Here is a 16,667-nt window from a genome sequence, read left to right as displayed (position 1 = left end):
TGTGAAATTTAGCTATAAGTGCCCATCAACCATAGCAATGAGATACAAGAAGTCAGATAACCGAGACTTATCGCATTCCAGCCCGCAATGTCAGTACCATTCAACTTGTTGAATACACGCGCACCAAGCCAAAAAAGTAACGGAATACCGAGCACAAAAGCAGGTACTATTACCGCCGCATGGCGTAACACATCTCCGACATCATCCCCCACCATTAAGCGAAAACCATATCCAGCAAGGCTCAGTATCAACGAAAATATCGCTAAGCCAATGGTAATTCCTTTGGGTACTAAACTGCGTTTTTGTTGTCGATTAGACGAACCCTTATCGTCATGGTTTGGTGAGGTTGGCTTATCCATAATGCACCTTTTTGTGACGTAAGACTATTCTTACCTGTATCACTATAATGGCTATTTGCTGCTATTTACCAAAGCCAACTCTTGACGCATGGCAGTAATAGCTTCCTGATAATCATCTTGATTAAAGATAGCAGAACCAGCTACAAACATATCAGCACCAGCCTCAGCGATAGCACGGATATTACTCGCTTTGATACCGCCATCTACCTCTAACCTAATATCACGGCCGCTAGCATCGATACGCTGACGGACTTCGCGCACTTTATCCAAGGTACTTTCGATAAACGACTGCCCACCAAATCCTGGGTTGACGCTCATCAGTAATATTTGATCGACTTTATTCATTACATAATCTAAATAATGCAGTGGCGTGGCTGGGTTAAGTACCAAACCACATTTAGCCCCGCCGTCTTTAATCAGTTGCAAGGAGCGATCAACATGTCCACTAGCTTCTGGGTGAAAAGTAATGACGCTAGCACCCGCTTCTAAGAACTGCTCAATCATACCATCGACTGGGCTAACCATCAGATGTACATCAATGGGTGCATCAATACCATAATCACGCAACGCCTTACAAATCATACTACCAAAGGTCAGGTTCGGTACGTAATGGTTATCCATCACATCAAAATGTATGACGTCGGCGCCTGCTTTTAAAACAGTCTCCACTTCTTCGCCCAAACGCGCAAAGTCAGCAGATAATATTGAAGGGGCGATTAGATATTGTTTAGAAGGGCTAATCATAATTGAGCTACCTAATTAATGTTTTGATAAATTGATAAGTTTGGTAAATTGACAAAAACGAGAAGGCTTACCTCAACACTATTAATGCTAGATAAACCGATAAACTTTCTATTCTAAAAAATGATGCCTTAAAAGCTTATTCTTCGGAGACTTGTGCCTCGAAAACTGATGTCTTAAAAATTGCTGTCTTAAAACTACTATCGTGGCTTATATTGGGTTTTACAATAGGCACGGCCTATTTCGAAAGATCGTTTCGCTTGATGCTTAGTAGAACGGCCGGTTACACGTTGTCGCCATAAACGAAAAGACGAGGGTTTTAGCTGTTGACGCATCAATTTAATGACGTTAGCTTCACTAAGTCCATAGCTATGCTCTATAGCGCCAAAAGGCGTTCTATCTTCCCATGCCATCTCTATCACACGTGATATTTGCGCGGCATCCAGTATTTTATCAACCGCTAGATTATCTGGTCTTGACTGCAACTGATCTGAGCTCACAATATCTAAACTGAGCGTATCTTTGGTCTTATTACTGGCTGATCGTTTTGTGCGTAAAGCTGTATCTATGTCAGCCTGCATAGTAGCAAGTGATGATTGTATATTCTGTTGCTGATTATTTAAACGTTCACCTACGGATGACGCTTGATGATATACCATAAACTCTTACCTTTTGCGTATTAAGCATTTAATTAACCAAGCCCTATTTTATATCAATAACTGAGCTTGGTTAAACTATCCGCTAAGCCGTCTATCTACAGTACAGTCACAAAAATTGCTTTATAAATAATAGTTTAGGGTAAATATACAGATAAGCATAAGGGTATAACTAGCTCAACTGCGCCATACGCCAATGATGCTCGATATGATCATTAATCACGGTTTGAATAAAGTAATAGCTGTGGTCGTGACCTGCTTGATAGCGTAGTGTTAACGGCTGTTTGGCTTCTTCACAAGCTTTTTGTAGTTTGGACGTTTGTAGCTGACCTTCTGCTAAGAAGTTATCATCGGCACCTTGATCAACTAAGATACTTGAATACTTGCGACCAGCATTTTTAATCGTCTGCGCTGCATCAGCTTGAGCCCACAGATCGTTATCATCACCGAAATACTCGGTATAAGCTGCTTGACCCCATGCTGACTCACTGGCGGCACACACTGGCGATAGCGCTGAGACACTGACAAACTTACTTGGGAACTTAAAACCTAGTAGCAGCGCACCATGACCGCCCATTGAGTGGCCTGTAATACCAAGACTACTAATGGCAAACTCAGAGCGAAGCAAGTCATACAACTCATCTACGATATAACTTTGCATATTGAAGTTTTCAGCCCATGGTGCATTAGTCGCATCGACGTAATAGCTTGCGCCTTGACCCACAAAATAACGCTCATCGTTCGGCACTTCGTCATCTTCGCTACTTCTAGGAGACGTATCTGGTGCAATAAATATCATGCCAAGCTCGCTACATCTTTGCTGAAAGTGCGCTTTATGAGTAACGTTATCGGCGTTACAAGTCAAACCTGACAAATACAATATGGCGGGGCAAAGCTTTCCTGCAAGCGCTTCATCTGGCAAATAAATACTAAACGTCATTGGCGTTTTGGTCGCTGTTGATTGATGACTATAGTAATGCTGTTCACCGTCAAAGCAGCGGTTCACGCTTTTTTGCGTGAGCTGGGTGTTGGCAGATAGACTATTATTGTAAGAATTATTCATGATTGATATCCTTTTTATCGAAATTAAAACAAATGATGCTTATAAAAATTATGCAATAAGACATTTATCCAATAAGACCATGATACCATTTTCAAAAATTAAAGGAGCGCTGAAAAAAGGAACGCTGAAAAAGGACGCACGTATCAACAGCAATTAGGCAAAACGAATAATAAGAAATCTCAAGTAGTAAGACTTCATAAATAGTGTAGTCAATAATTTTTATAGAAACAATTTTTAGGATGAGCTGGAGCCAAGGTAATTGCTATAACATATAGTCATTTCGAAATAAAATCGATACTTTAATAGCCACATGCTACTGGTATAAATTTTTATTGCGTGCTGTTCGCAAGCGTGACAGAGGCTGCAAAAAATTTACCCCAGCAGCACTGTATCGGTTTTAAAATGATCCAATTATAGAAAATTAGCGTTTATCTTCTACTCTGTAGTAGACGTAGCAGTATTCTCCAGCCTATCAGTAGAATCTTCAGGGATAATATTAATAGGGACAGCAGTATTGTTAGTGATGTTCGCTACTGAGGAGCGCGTCTTATCAAATAACGTCTTTTCAAATGCAGGCAAGGCGGTTTTCATTAAGCTACCGACGACCATTTGTGGCTCTGATGACTCAAAGCCCATAAAGCTTTCGCGCTCACTAACACGTAGGCTGGCATCCTTGAACGCTGCCGCAAAACTGGTGTTTTCACGTAAACTTTCCGCAAAGAAGGCTTGACCAAAATAGGTCATTTCAGCCGTATTAGTACAACCAAACGACATTTTATCGGCTGCTGAAGCGGTAATAACCACAGTCGTTGGTGACGTTAGCTCATCAATGAATGAACCAGAATAACAGGCTGATACTACGATCACGCGCCAGCGAATGCCTGATGCGTCAAGTGCCTCTCGTAGCCATGCGGCATCTAGATTATCCATCTCTAGTGGAGGGTTGGATAAATGAATAAAGTCTTGGTCACCATGCGATGATAAGGTCATAAATAACACATCTTCATCAGCATCCATTTGCTGACCGATTTTTTTCAAGCCTTGTAAAATACTAGTCTTAGTCGCCACTGGCTCATCTAACCAGCTATAAGTATTATTAATTAGCGCCAGTGAATGGCCACTGGTTCCAAAGCGCACATCAAACAATTCTCGCACTTTATTAATTTCAGAGCGAAAGACGTTTTGATCAGAGAAGCCTGCCACACCCATGAAATACCAATCACTCTTACCAGGCATACTTGGGTCAATACTGGCTAATGCTTGCTGCAATAAGCGTGGCTGCTTATAAAGTGCCGCTTCCTCTAAAACAGGCTGTACAGGTATTTGCTTAAAAATAGGTTGATCAGCCACGTTACGTTGCCAAATAGTCAATAGTGCCACAGCGCCTATTAGTATAATAATCCGCTCCCACCACGGTGTACGTTGCCTACGAGCAAAGATCCACAATAATGCTAGCGTTTGCCATAAGAACAGTACTAGAAACAATATCGGTAAAAACGAATAGCTCCATTCAGGTAACCAGCCGTGACTGCCTAAAACTTGCACAATGCTTTGTAGCAGTGCAGATAACGTGTCGGCCACTAACCATAGCACTACTGGTACGAATACCAGCATCTGGTTGCCAGAACGCCTCGCAAGAATAATACCGACCAAAGAGATGATTGCGGGCCAAATCAAATAGCTGACCAATCCTTGTTCATTGAAGACACTACCCGCTTCAGCAGCTAACCAAGAAAACAGTACGTTGCTGCCTAGCGCTAATAAGGCGAATAAGGCAAATTGTACAAAGGTTGGTTTTACCCAAGAAAACGCACGGGTCGACCCTACCAACATCCAAAGGGCAGCGATAATATTGGCAGCGAAATTGAGCGAGAAGCGCTGAAGTGAAATGGTTTTTAGCGACGAGAGTGGCAAAGACTTAGACCTCTATCCAGTCGAGAGAAATGACTATCATCATACCGATAACATAACCTCATAGTTTATCCTGCTAATCTATCGCGATTGTAACGGATTGTCAGCTAAGACGATAAGCATAATTTGTAAAAACCCATATAAAATATTAACTTAAAAAGCGAATAAAAAAAGGAGGCCTTGAATTCAAGACCTCCTTTCACATCAGCTACTAGACATTACCGCATCAATAATTCATTGACACGTTTAAGATAAGCAGCTGGATCTTCTAACTGACCGCCATCAGCCAATAATGCTTGGTCAAAGATGACTTGCGCAAGGTCGTCAAACTGCTCACTACTCTCAAGCTTTTTGATAAGCGGATGATCAGGGTTAACTTCTAATGTTGGCTTACTCGCTGGTACATCTTGACCCATCTGCTGAAGCATTTGAATCATTTGTGGTGACAGCTCGCCTTCACCAACGACTAAGCAAGCTGGACTGTCTACCAGACGTGTTGAGACTTTGACATCTTTTGCACGTTCGCCTAACGCCACTTTAAGTTTATCGACGACTGGCTTCATGATTTCTTGTGCCTTTTCAGCTTCTGCCTTTTCTTCATCGTCCTGCAAGTCGCCCAAATCTACAGCGCCTTTAGCGATGTTTTGTAGCGGCATATCATCAAACTGAGTCAAGAAGTTCATTGCCCATTCATCGACACGGCTAGTCATTAAGATAACTTCGATGCCTTTTTTCTTAAACAGCTCAAGTTGCGGACTGTTTTTGGCAGCGGCTAAGTTATCAGCCGTTAGATAGTAGATAGCCTTTTGACCGTCTTTCATGCGCGCTTTATAATCTTCAAAGCTAGTCTCGACCTTATCATTAGTGCTGGTGGCATAACGAAGTAACTTGGCAATACGTTCTTGATTGCCCATGTCTTCGCCAACACCTTCTTTGATAACATCGCCAAATTCTGCGTAGAACTGCGCGAATTTTTCTTGCTTGTCATTGTCTTCGCTATTGGCCAAACTTGATAGCATTGTCAGAATGCGACGCGCGTTACCATCACGAATAGATTTCACATCACGTGATTCTTGTAGTAATTCGCGGCTAACATTCAATGGCAAGTCTGCTGAGTCGATAACCCCTTTTACAAAGCGTAGATACATCGGTAGCAGTTGCTCAGCGTCATCCATGATAAATACGCGTTTGACGTAAAGCTTAAGACCATGCTGCTGTTCACGAGTATATAAATCTACTGGTGCTTTTTTGGGGATATACAGCAATTGCGTATATTGAACGCGACCTTCAACACGGTTGTGCGTCCAAGTCAGCGGCGCATCCATGTCATAAGTGATGTTTTTATAAAAATCGACATACTCGTCATCTTCAATCTCAGACGCTGAGCGGGTCCAAAGCGCACTGGCTTTATTGATAGTTTCCCACTCATCGGTAAGTACCATCTCGCCGCCAGCTGGAGTATTGCTCGCCTCAGAGTCTTCCCCTTCTTCCTTTACATCTTCTTGCCAGACTTCTTTACGCATCTGAATCGGCAGGCTGATATGGTCTGAATATTTATTGACCAAACGCTTAATTTTGCCGCGATCTAGGTAGTTATCTTCGCCTTCAGAATATTCTTCTTTTAGATGCAAAGTGATGGCTGTGCCACGCGCTGCTTTATTGATAGGCTCAACCGTAAAGCTACCAGTACCATCTGATACCCAGCGCACCCCTTTATCCGCGGGGTCGCCTGCTTTGCGCGATTCAACACTAATCGTATCAGCTACGATAAATCCTGAATAAAAACCAACACCAAACTGTCCGATCAATTGACCGTCTTGCTTTTGTGATTCAGACAACTTATCTAAGAATGCTTTAGTACCTGATTTAGCAATCGTACCCAAGTTTTCGATGGCATCCGCTTCATTCATACCGATACCATTATCAGTAAAGGTAATGGTTTTGGCCTCGATATCGACTGCAATACGAATACGCAGCTCACCATCGTCTTCATAAAGACTATCGTCATTGGTAGCTTCAAAGCGCAATTTATCACACGCATCAGAAGCGTTAGAAACCAGCTCACGCACAAAAATATCGGCATTAGAATAAAGCGAATGGGTCACTAAATGCAGCAGTTGCGCAACTTCCGCTTCAAAAGTGTGTTTTTTTAATTCAGGGGTACTTTCATTAACGTTACTGTTATTAGTATTGAGATTATCAGCGTTGTTATTATCCGCTTGGGTCTGTTCACTCATAAAAAACTCCTATTATTCTTACCAAAGATGCTGTTAGCAGCATATATTAATCACAAGAACTGCAAGTACTAGCAAATAAGCGCAGCTAATTGATAAAAATCTGCGATAAATACTGCTAGGCTGGTTAATCAAATAGGGGCACGGTCAAAAATTTCAAGCATAAATGGGAGCTTTATTAAGTTTAAAGCATCATTTAACTTCTTTTTGCTTATCCTGAATCACAGATTAGCGCGGCATCGGTCGAATAGTTAGGATTTGCTCGCTGCGACCAAAAGGCCCATGCACATCATGCAGTACTGCACTGGTAAGCCCTATTCCGTCATCGCCATATTGCTGTACCGCTTCGATGCCAAGCCAGCGACCTTTAGGTGCGCGGTGCATATGAATTTGCAAATCAGTATTGGGGAACATCCACTGGGCGGCTGACAGCTCTATTCCAAGCCGTGGCACGACGCCATTGGCCGTATCAACCATACCTAATAGATGTACCAAATCATCGGTTGGTTCGCCTGCCACCATCTCGATATCATTGGTTATCCAGACCATGCCTTTACCCGCACGACGATCTGGAGAAGCAACCAAACGCACGCTTTCAATAAAACCGCCAGGCCAGCCTTTCATGTCGTCCCAAACAGGCAACCCATCTGGCTGATGCAACGCCTTTTGATCTTCTAACCCTGCAACAACGCTAGTATCTTGAGTCATCAGTCGCCACGCACGAGCGATAATACAATCGCGGCCACGACTGCTCATTACTGCTTCTATTAGCTCGATGGTCTTGCCCGGACGAATGCAACGGGTAGTAACCGTAAACTCATCAAGCGGAATCAGTCCCAAGATATCAAGACTAATACGGGCAACGCGCATATTGACTTGCGGTGCAAACTTTTCTAATTCAACCGCCAGTAACCCAGTCGCTGGCGCCATGTGTTGTTCATGTTCATTCCACGCACCTTGCGCATGCTCAGTTGGCTGATAATGCGCAACGCAGGTACCATCTGTTTGCTGTTCACGTTTTATAAAGTTGTAATAAGCTGACATAACCATCCTTAGTTTTTTATAAAATCTCTCGGACCAATCCATTGTTTCGATTGTTATGAGAAGTGGCTGTATGTAAAAAACATCACTACGTTTTATTATGAGGGTTTATTAAATACACTCTAATAGTGTTTTTTTGAACTCAGTATTTTTAGACTCAGTATTATTGTGTTACTCATAGACTATTTGGGCGCTGGTTTACCTTTACGCCCTACCTAATAAGCTCTTGTTTTCTTATATTAAGAATCTTGCGACTCTTTATAATTAAGAATAACAAAAAAATCATAATCACAATTAAGGCACTATAAAAAAGACTATTGTCTTTCATAAAATGCACGATATTCAGCCCAAGCAACACGACAACCAATCCAATTACAAACATATTTATTTTCAATTGCTTGTTAACCTCGTCAAGAGTCGCTTCTGCTAGTACAAACCTTTTTTTCTGTTTTTTCATTCTACCTAACCTATTAGTAGATGGTTTTTATTAAGCACTTTATTTTGAACGGATTATACCTCTACTTGCCTACTTGGGTAACCGGAATACGCAAGGCTTTCGGCAAACTAAACGTCACGTTTTCCTCAATACCCGACAACTCACTAGGCAAATCACCGCCCCAATCTTGTAGTTGTTGTAGCACTTCTTGAATCAGTATTTCAGGCGCTGAAGCTCCAGCGGTTACCCCAACACTTTGAATCCCATCGAACCATTTACGATTCATCTCGCTAGCATCATCAATCAGATATGCTTGGCAATTCATGCGCTCTGCTAACTCACGCAGACGATTAGAGTTTGACGAGTTTGGTGAGCCCACCACTAAGACGACTTCACAGCGACCGGCCAAATCTTTGACCGCATCTTGACGGTTTTGGGTGGCATAACAGATATCGTCTTTGCGCGGACCTTGAATACTAGGAAACTTGTCACGTAATGCATCGATGACACGAGCGGTATCATCCATCGAAAGCGTGGTTTGGGTGACAAATGCCAAACGTTCAGCATTTTGCACTGTCAACGCTTCGACATCAGTTTCATTTTCAACGAGGTGGATTTGTCCACCATGACGACGGTTAAAGCGCCCCATCGTGCCTTCAACTTCAGGGTGTCCGGCATGTCCGATTAGTACTGCGTCCATACCGTCTTGCGCAAATCTTGCGACCTCGATATGTACTTTAGTGACCAAAGGACAAGTTGCATCAAATACAGTTAGGTCTCGACGTGTCGCTTCGTCTTCAACGGCTTTTGAAACTCCATGTGCGGAGAAAATAACGATTGAGCCGTCCGGCACTTCATCTAGCTCTTCGACGAATACCGCGCCACGATTGGCCAAGTCTGAAACCACAAACTTGTTATGCACGACTTCATGACGCACATAAATAGGTGGCTCAAAACGGGTCAATGCTTCGTTAACAATCGCAATTGCGCGATCCACACCAGCACAAAATCCGCGTGGATTAGCAAGATAAATTTGCATAAGGCAGCCTATCATTGGATAATTTAGATTCTAAAAAATTAGGGTGAAACGAATACTCTACTTTAGCATAATTTGCTTTTATTGCCTTTTAAAATACCACCGTTCCAGTCGTAATTGAACTGGAGAGGCGACTAACTAAAATAAAAGTATTAAAAGCAGTTTATAATTACCAAGCAATCATGCTTTCTATCACTCTACATGATGGCATTTTATCTTTTTACCAGCCTTTATCCGTTCATTAGGACACACTGTATGACAGGTTCATTATTTATCATTACTGCCGCCTCCGGTACTGGCAAGACCTCACTGGTTAAACAGCTACTTGCTACCACCAACGATTTGACTGTTAGTGTCTCTCATACCACGCGCGCTCCACGACCTGGCGAGATTGACGGTCAGCATTATCACTTTACCAGCATAGATATGTTTACAAAGGCTATCGGCGAAGGACAGTTTTTAGAGCACGCCGAAGTGTTTGGTAACTATTACGGCACCTCAGAGTCAAGTGTACGGGCGCAGTTAGAAGCGGGCATTGATGTCATTTTAGAGATTGACTGGCAAGGCGCGCTGCAAGTTAAAAAGATATTTGCCGAGGCAATCATGATTTTTATCTTGCCACCGAGCGTTGCGACGTTACGTCAGCGTCTATCGACACGTGCGACAGACAGTACCGATGTTATTGAACAGCGCTTAGCAGGCTCAGTTAATGAGATGTCGCAGTATGTACATGCAGATTACGTGGTAATTAATGATAATTTTGAGGTTGCCTTGACTGAACTGAAAGCCATTATCGTTGCTGACAGACAGACTTTAACACGTCAACAACAGCGATATAGTCGCGTTATTACAAGCTTATTATCAGGCTCGCCTGACCAATCATAAGCCTAATATCCAATCTTATATCCTCTAAAAGATTAGACGTAAAAAGCAACTGCGCGTTTGGGTAAATAAATGCTATAATAGCCAGTTATTACCCCTTATATTTTTGATACTATTTTTATCGAGTTGCGGGCAATGTCCGTTACTGATAAAAACAACCGAGGTAGCTATCTATGGCACGAGTGACGATTGAAGATTGTTTGGAAAATGTTGATAATCGCTTTGAATTGGTATTAGTTGCCAGCAAACGCGCTCGCCAGCTGGCTAAAGGTATTGCTGAGCCGCTAGTAGAAGTCGACAATGACAAACCTACCGTATTGGCGCTACGTGAAATTGCCGCTGGCAAAATTACTCGCGATATCCTAAATCAGCCGGAGCATACTTTTGCGAGCAGCTCACTAGATTTAGCATTATCGGGTGATCATAGCTTTTAGAGCTGTATAATCTTGATTTTATTTAATCTGTAGCAATATAATTTATATTACAGTTTGAAATGAATGCTATAACAAAAACCACAGTGTCATGCTGTGGTTTTTGCCGTTTAAGTCCAATAGGTAAGTCCAGCATGATTTTCTAAACGATTGTCAATAGTCGTTACTCGGAGATAGCTGGTATCATTTATTATTACTTAAAGGTTTTAAACTGTCTACTCGCTTAGTAGTTGACATTCAACGCAATTTACGATTAATTAGAGGGTGGCGTAGTGATAATGAAGATGAAAAACAGTAATTTTCGAGCTTGCCTATTTTCAAAAAGCATAATCTTTTAAAAGCATTATCGTCCAACCAATATTTAAATAGCATTGTTCTATTTAACATATAGGCATTGGGCAAGTAGCTTCTACCAAAATCGTAACGAACAATAGGATCGCCACTCTATGAGCCAAACCTTACCCAAACTCAGTCACTATTTGGTTGATGAAGCTCAGTATAACTTACTGCGTTCGGTTGGGTATCTATGTGCAGCTGAGCGCCATGACATTATTGATGCTTGCGCGTTTGGTGATGTTGCGCACATAAAAGACAAGCGCAAGTCAGGAGAGCCTTATATTACGCATCCTATTGCGGTCGCTGAAATATTAGCCGGCTTTCGCTTAGATCGGGATACCATCATTGCAGCTATTTTGCATGATACAGTCGAAGATACTGAGGTTAGTGACGAGCAGCTTGAAGAGCGTTACGGTAAGATAGTCGCGAGACTGGTCGATGGGGTCACCAAATTAAAATCCTCCACTCATAATAAGCAACAAAATAAAGCCGCTACCTTTCATAAAATTCTCACCGCCACTTTGAACGATCCACGCGTATTAATTATCAAGCTTGCCGACCGTTTGCATAACATGTCTACACTTGATGCCGTTCGCCCTGAAAAGCAACGCGCTACTGCTCAAGAGACTTTAGATTTTTATGTACCATTTGCACGCTTAATGGGGCTCAATGATATTGCCGATTATATTGAAGTCTTATGTTATCGCAATCTTAACTCTGATATGTATAACAAAATATCTGACAAACTGTTACAGCATGGTCTTGGGCGTAATTTTCAAAGGGAAGCTATTCATCGCTATCTGACTATAGTACTCAATAATTTAGAGCTTGGTGGACACGTAAAAGTATTAGACAACCGCGTGGTTATATATCGACAATTTTTCCGTAATCGCGGTGAAATCAACGCCCTGCTCCGTCATTATGCTTTTGAGATTGTGCTCGATAATATTGAAGCTTGCGACAAGCTGGCTTATTATTTAATCAAAAAATACCAGATTGATGATTCTCATATTGAAGACAATATTCGCAGACCGCTACCTGGTGGCAATCAGTCGCTCACCCTCATCTATGAGCGTGATAACGACTGTGTCAAAGTGACTATTTTAACCAAGCAGATGCAGAGTGCGGCAAGACTTGGCGTAATCGGAGCAGAACACGCTTCTGACGTTAGTCAATCAGTCATTCAAGCTTCGTTACGCAATATGAAAGACTTGGTCGATGAAGACACTTTAGATGAAAACAGTCCTGACTTTACGGCGGCTGTCTCTACCATTAATGAGCTGATGGATTATTTGCATTCCAGTAAAATCATTTGCTATAGTCCGCAGGGACGCGCTTATGAGCTACCGCAAGGTGCAACCGCACTAGATTTTGCCTATGCGGTCGGTCCTATGGTCGGAAACGTCGCCGTTGGTGCAAATGTCGATGGCAAAAAAGCCAAGCTTGGTACGGTTGTGAAAAACGGCCAGCTGGTTGAAATTGAAGTCAATAGCCACTCAGAACCAAAAGCTGAATGGCTTGGTTTTGTGGTCACCAACAAAGCACGTGAAGAGATTTTACGTTGGTTCAAAGATTTATCTGCCGCTGACAAGCAGCATCATGGTCAACAAGCTTTAGATCGAGCGTTAAAAACTTACCAAAAAAATCTTGATGATTTGACTGATAGCGATTGGAAAAACTTAATTGAATGGCGCGGCTTACCAGAAAAAAGTGCTCTGTTTGAGCAGATAAGTTCTGGCACGCTACTACCGCAGCTGGTGGTATCACGCTTATTTAGCGATGAGGTAAGCAATCTACAAGTGCAAGGACATAATGACGATATGACGCAGCCGCAACAGCTGATTGCCAATGCTGCAGGTGTTGAGATTGATTTTGCCAATTGCTGCCATCCTATCTATGGCGACCCTATCGTTGGGCATTTATCAAAGCATGGTCTGGTTGTACATCGACATAAATGCTTCTCACTGGACGATATTCGTAAAGACAATCCTTATCAGGTCATACAATTGCGCTGGCGTAGTGATAAGGGGATAAAACAAGGTGAGGCAGTTGAGCAAAGCGGGAAAGAAGGCGGAAAAGTTCGTTTTCCAGCTTATCTAAAACTATCTATCGCTCTTAGCGACGAACAAATCACTGAAGTCATCTACCACTTGCGTCAGCTGAATATCGGCGTCGAAACGGTCGATGTACGTAGCAGTGATACCATTGTTCATATTATTGTCCGTAGCCGCGATCACTTAGCGCAAGGTATTCGTGAGCTGCGCTCTTTATTGGGCTTTCCTAATATCGTACGCCTATATCAGCTCTAAAAAAATTTATAACAATTATCTAAATTTTTATTGATTAGGGCGTGTCCTAGATAATCTGTCAAAAAATCGATACTTTTAGCCTAAAATTTTAGAAAAATTCAAAACAATGCTAGACTCTTCTGCTAACTTTTTAGCATACTAAACTAATGAACATACAATAAGGATATAAAATGAGCCGTCAAACCATCCAAACTGATAAAGCTCCTGCAGCCGTTGGCACCTATTCACAAGCAGTTAAAGTGGGTAACACTGTTTATATTTCAGGACAGCTTGGTTTCGATCCTGATACGATGGAATTACGAGACGGTTTTGAGGCGCAAGCGAAGCAAGTATTTGCTAACTTGAAAGCCGTTTGTGAAGCAGCTGGTGGTAGCTTAAATGATGTGGTTAAGTTTAATGTATCTTTAACTGATTTAAGCGACTTTGCCGTACTTAATGAAGTTTTCGTTGAAAACTTAAGTGAGCCTTACCCTGCCCGCGCTGCTGTACAGGTTGCTGCATTGCCTAAAGGTGGCGTGGTTGAGATTGAAGCTATTTTATATATTGAGTAACGTTATATATTGGATTAGGCCGTGTCACCAATTAGCACATTGGTACATTTAATGGTCTTAAAATATTAAGTCAAAAAAGTTACTGCTAAAAAACTTCTAGAGTAAGCCCAAATATAGCTATTTGGGCTTATTGCTATTATCCTCATCAATATCATTTTCTAAATATCTAAAAGCTAAATATAAAAGCTAAATATCTAAACGTTGGGGATGCATTTATGTTGGTACAAGTTGCTCTACCCGTGCCCCTTTATCGGGTATTTGACTATAGCGTACCGGCCGATATAAACGCCTTATCAAGCTCTTCTTTGCCTCATGTTGGTAGTCGCGTCGAGGTATCATTTGGTCGTCAGACCCTAATCGGTATTGTGGTCGCTCATATCTTGGAGGCGGATAGTAACGTACCCAGCAATAAGCTTAAGCCCATCAATAAATGCCTAGATACTGAGTCTATTTTAGATGCCAGTATGTTAAAGCTTGCTTATTGGCTAGCGCGTTATTACCACTATCCTCTCGGTGATGTCTTAGCAGTCATCTTGCCAAGCCTAGTTCGTCAAGGCAAACCACTAGACTTACTCATTACCCACTGGCGAATTTTGGCGAATGCGAGCGACAACGACTTTCGTGCCAATGCAAAAAAGCAAAAGCAGCAGTTTGATATGCTCAAACTACATGGCGAGCGCGGTGCAAGTGAAGACGTACTATTATTGGAAGGTATGGAGCGAGCTTTTTTAAAAACGCTAGAAGATAAAGGTCTTATCGAGCGCTATATTGAGCCAAAACAAGCGCCATCTCCTGTCAAATTAGCAAAAATGCCACTCGATCTCAATGATGAGCAACAGCTTGCCGTTGCAGCCATTGTTACCGCCCATGAAGCTGAACGCTATACAGGATTTTTACTAAACGGCATTACCGGTAGTGGCAAGACCGAAGTCTATCTACAAGCGATGCAAGCTGTATTAGAAGCTGGCAAGCAGGTTTTGATTTTAGTGCCGGAGATTGGACTGACCCCGCAGACGCGTGCGCGTTTTGCCAGTCGCTTTGCCGCTCATATCGTCTTACTGCATTCAGGCATGAACAATACTCACCGCCTACAAGGCTGGCAAGATTGCCGCACTGGTCATGCTCAAATCATTATCGGGACGCGTTCAGCGGTACTATATCCTTTTAAAGATTTAGGACTTATCGTCGTTGATGAAGCACATGATGGTTCTTATAAGCAGCAAGATACACTGCGTTATCATGCTGCCGACGTCGCGCTTTATCGTGGTCTGCAATACAATATCCCAGTCGTGCTTGGTACCGCTACCCCTTCTCTTGAGCATTTAAAACTGGTCGATGACGGCAAGTTAGTAGAGTGCCAACTGCTTACTCGTCCTGGCAATGCGAAGCCTGCAACGATGCAACTGATCGATGCGCGCTTGCAAAGTACTCATCAACAAACAACGGATGATGGCGCGCGCTATGATACAGGTTTGACTGATGCGTTAATTGGTGCGATACGGCAAACGCTCGAATCGGGTAATCAAGTATTGATATTCTTAAATCGTCGCGGTTATGCCCCTGTCTTATTGTGTGAGGCTTGCGGTTGGCAGGCGGACTGCCCGCGCTGTGATGCCCATTTAACCGTTCATTATAATAGCCAAGCTCAGCATAGCAATTACTCAAGCAACTCATATCTGAAATGCCATCATTGTGATTGGCAAGCTTATATTCCTACTGTTTGCCCTGATTGCAGTAGTCAAAACTTAGATGCCAAGGGTATGGGTACCACAAGGCTGAGCGAAAATCTACACGCTATCTTTGCCAATCCGCAAACCAGTAAAGAGCTGTATCCGATTATTCAAATCGATCGCGATACTACCAGGCGTAAAGATAGCTGGGAGAATATTTATCAGCGTATCAATCAAGGCAATCCTGCTATCTTAGTCGGCACGCAAATGGTCGCCAAAGGTCATCACTTTCCCAATGTCACCTTAGTTTGTTTGCCCAATGCTGATCGTGGCTTTTTATCAGCAGACTTTCGCTCGCCTGAACATACCGCTCAGCTAATGGTTCAGGTGGCAGGCCGTGCTGGACGCGGTGATAAATCTGGTCGCGTACTGATTCAAACGCTGCAACCAGATAATGAGCTATTATTAAAGCTGGTGAAAGACGGTTATCTGTCATTCGCGCGTGAGCTATTGCAAGAGCGTAAAATGATGGGATTACCCCCTCATAGCCACGCCGCACTAATACGCTGTGAAGGCAAAACCCTTGAGGCTACTACTCAAGCCCTTAAAGATGCCATTGCCAATCTGCCTCATGGGCACAACCTCGCCGTACTTGGTCCTATCGATGCACCGATGAGTAAAAAGAACAGCCGTTATCACGCACAATTGCTGCTCTTAGCAAAAGATCGGCAGCAATTACACCATGTATTAAATCAATGGTGGCAGCCAGTACTCGCCTTGCCCAGCGCCAAATACCTCAAGCTTACTTTAGACATTGATCCTGTTGGTTGGTAGTCTTAGAGCGTGTCCTCAATCTGAACATTAAATTCTAAATGGGCTAAAAAGGGCTAAATAATTTTCCGTTATATCTATTCTCCATTATTTATCTACCGTGTTTTTACCTCGTCATTACAGCTTCTAATACTCGACTATGTTAAATTCATAATTAACCTTTGATAGATTCTGACAAAA

At 42.5% G+C, this 16,667-nt stretch carries 13 protein-coding genes; 5 read left to right on the top strand and 8 right to left on the bottom strand.

All coding sequences use genetic code 11. The annotated features are described in order from the left end of the window. Nucleotides 1-8: 8 nt before the first annotated feature. The 8 genes from ACTQ9S_RS03955 to ispH form a co-directional block, all read right to left on the bottom strand. Complete coding sequence (locus ACTQ9S_RS03955) at nt 9-359, bottom strand: hypothetical protein (protein ID WP_068329216.1); 351 nt, start codon at nt 357-359, stop codon at nt 9-11. Nucleotides 360-410: 51 nt separating this feature from the next. Then, nucleotides 411-1,103, bottom strand: coding sequence for a ribulose-phosphate 3-epimerase (gene rpe / locus ACTQ9S_RS03950; RefSeq protein WP_440453862.1), 693 nt, complete (start codon nt 1,101-1,103; stop codon nt 411-413). 197 nt (nt 1,104-1,300) lie between these two features. Then, a complete protein-coding gene (locus tag ACTQ9S_RS03945) occupies nt 1,301-1,549 on the bottom strand; it encodes a TIGR03643 family protein (protein WP_440454038.1) in 249 nt (82 codons plus the stop codon). Between the two features lie 379 nt (nt 1,550-1,928). Beyond that, the gene (gene fghA, locus ACTQ9S_RS03940; RefSeq protein ID WP_068037498.1) at nt 1,929-2,819 is read right to left on the bottom strand and encodes an S-formylglutathione hydrolase; all 891 of its coding nucleotides are present in this window, start codon (nt 2,817-2,819) and stop codon (nt 1,929-1,931) included. A gap of 435 nt (nt 2,820-3,254) precedes the next feature. Beyond that, nucleotides 3,255-4,733: a C13 family peptidase gene (locus ACTQ9S_RS03935; RefSeq protein WP_440453861.1), complete on the bottom strand. Its 1,479-nt coding sequence runs from the start codon at nt 4,731-4,733 to the stop codon at nt 3,255-3,257. A gap of 215 nt (nt 4,734-4,948) precedes the next feature. Continuing rightward, nucleotides 4,949-6,967, bottom strand: a complete 2,019-nt coding sequence (gene htpG / locus ACTQ9S_RS03930) for a molecular chaperone HtpG (RefSeq protein ID WP_082787247.1) — start codon at nt 6,965-6,967, stop codon at nt 4,949-4,951. Between the two features lie 225 nt (nt 6,968-7,192). Further along, nucleotides 7,193-8,008 (bottom strand): thioesterase family protein, encoded by an 816-nt coding sequence (locus ACTQ9S_RS03925; protein WP_440453859.1) that lies wholly within the window; start codon nt 8,006-8,008, stop codon nt 7,193-7,195. A 515-nt stretch (nt 8,009-8,523) separates the two neighbouring features. Continuing rightward, the gene (ispH, locus tag ACTQ9S_RS03920; protein ID WP_068037506.1) at nt 8,524-9,480 is read right to left on the bottom strand and encodes a 4-hydroxy-3-methylbut-2-enyl diphosphate reductase; all 957 of its coding nucleotides are present in this window, start codon (nt 9,478-9,480) and stop codon (nt 8,524-8,526) included. Nucleotides 9,481-9,732: 252 nt separating this feature from the next. Between ispH and gmk the strand changes: the two genes are divergently transcribed. From gmk to ACTQ9S_RS03895, 5 genes are all read left to right on the top strand, one after another. Further along, nucleotides 9,733-10,362, top strand: a complete 630-nt coding sequence (gmk, locus tag ACTQ9S_RS03915; protein WP_440453857.1) for a guanylate kinase — start codon at nt 9,733-9,735, stop codon at nt 10,360-10,362. Nucleotides 10,363-10,532: 170 nt separating this feature from the next. Beyond that, entirely contained in the window at nt 10,533-10,793 is a 261-nt protein-coding gene (rpoZ, locus tag ACTQ9S_RS03910; RefSeq protein WP_440453855.1) for a DNA-directed RNA polymerase subunit omega, read from the top strand. Between the two features lie 443 nt (nt 10,794-11,236). Then, nucleotides 11,237-13,435, top strand: coding sequence for a RelA/SpoT family protein (locus tag ACTQ9S_RS03905; protein ID WP_068037516.1), 2,199 nt, complete (start codon nt 11,237-11,239; stop codon nt 13,433-13,435). A gap of 170 nt (nt 13,436-13,605) precedes the next feature. Next, a complete protein-coding gene (locus ACTQ9S_RS03900) occupies nt 13,606-13,986 on the top strand; it encodes a RidA family protein (RefSeq protein WP_068037519.1) in 381 nt (126 codons plus the stop codon). Between the two features lie 215 nt (nt 13,987-14,201). Beyond that, nucleotides 14,202-16,490, top strand: a complete 2,289-nt coding sequence (locus ACTQ9S_RS03895) for a primosomal protein N' (RefSeq protein ID WP_440453853.1) — start codon at nt 14,202-14,204, stop codon at nt 16,488-16,490. Nucleotides 16,491-16,667: the final 177 nt, after the last annotated feature.

Source organism: Psychrobacter sp. ASPA161_9 (assembly GCF_051970275.1).
Taxonomy (GTDB): Bacteria; Pseudomonadota; Gammaproteobacteria; order Pseudomonadales; family Moraxellaceae; genus Psychrobacter.
Note: the sequence above shows the minus strand (reverse complement) of the source record. Positions and strands in the feature narration are given on the sequence as shown.

Excerpts from the sequence above, each read along its gene's own strand:
- rpe (WP_440453862.1), bottom strand. The coding sequence starts at position 1,103 with ATGATTAGCCCTTCTAAACAATATCTAATCGCCCCTTCAATATTATCT.
- ACTQ9S_RS03900 (WP_068037519.1), top strand. The coding sequence starts at position 13,606 with ATGAGCCGTCAAACCATCCAAACTGATAAAGCTCCTGCAGCCGTTGGC.
- ACTQ9S_RS03905 (WP_068037516.1), top strand. The coding sequence starts at position 11,237 with ATGAGCCAAACCTTACCCAAACTCAGTCACTATTTGGTTGATGAAGCT.
- ACTQ9S_RS03895 (WP_440453853.1), top strand. The coding sequence starts at position 14,202 with ATGTTGGTACAAGTTGCTCTACCCGTGCCCCTTTATCGGGTATTTGAC.
- ispH (WP_068037506.1), bottom strand. The coding sequence starts at position 9,480 with ATGCAAATTTATCTTGCTAATCCACGCGGATTTTGTGCTGGTGTGGAT.
- fghA (WP_068037498.1), bottom strand. The coding sequence starts at position 2,819 with ATGAATAATTCTTACAATAATAGTCTATCTGCCAACACCCAGCTCACG.
- rpoZ (WP_440453855.1), top strand. The coding sequence starts at position 10,533 with ATGGCACGAGTGACGATTGAAGATTGTTTGGAAAATGTTGATAATCGC.
- htpG (WP_082787247.1), bottom strand. The coding sequence starts at position 6,967 with ATGAGTGAACAGACCCAAGCGGATAATAACAACGCTGATAATCTCAAT.
- ACTQ9S_RS03925 (WP_440453859.1), bottom strand. The coding sequence starts at position 8,008 with ATGTCAGCTTATTACAACTTTATAAAACGTGAACAGCAAACAGATGGT.
- gmk (WP_440453857.1), top strand. The coding sequence starts at position 9,733 with ATGACAGGTTCATTATTTATCATTACTGCCGCCTCCGGTACTGGCAAG.
- ACTQ9S_RS03955 (WP_068329216.1), bottom strand. The coding sequence starts at position 359 with ATGGATAAGCCAACCTCACCAAACCATGACGATAAGGGTTCGTCTAAT.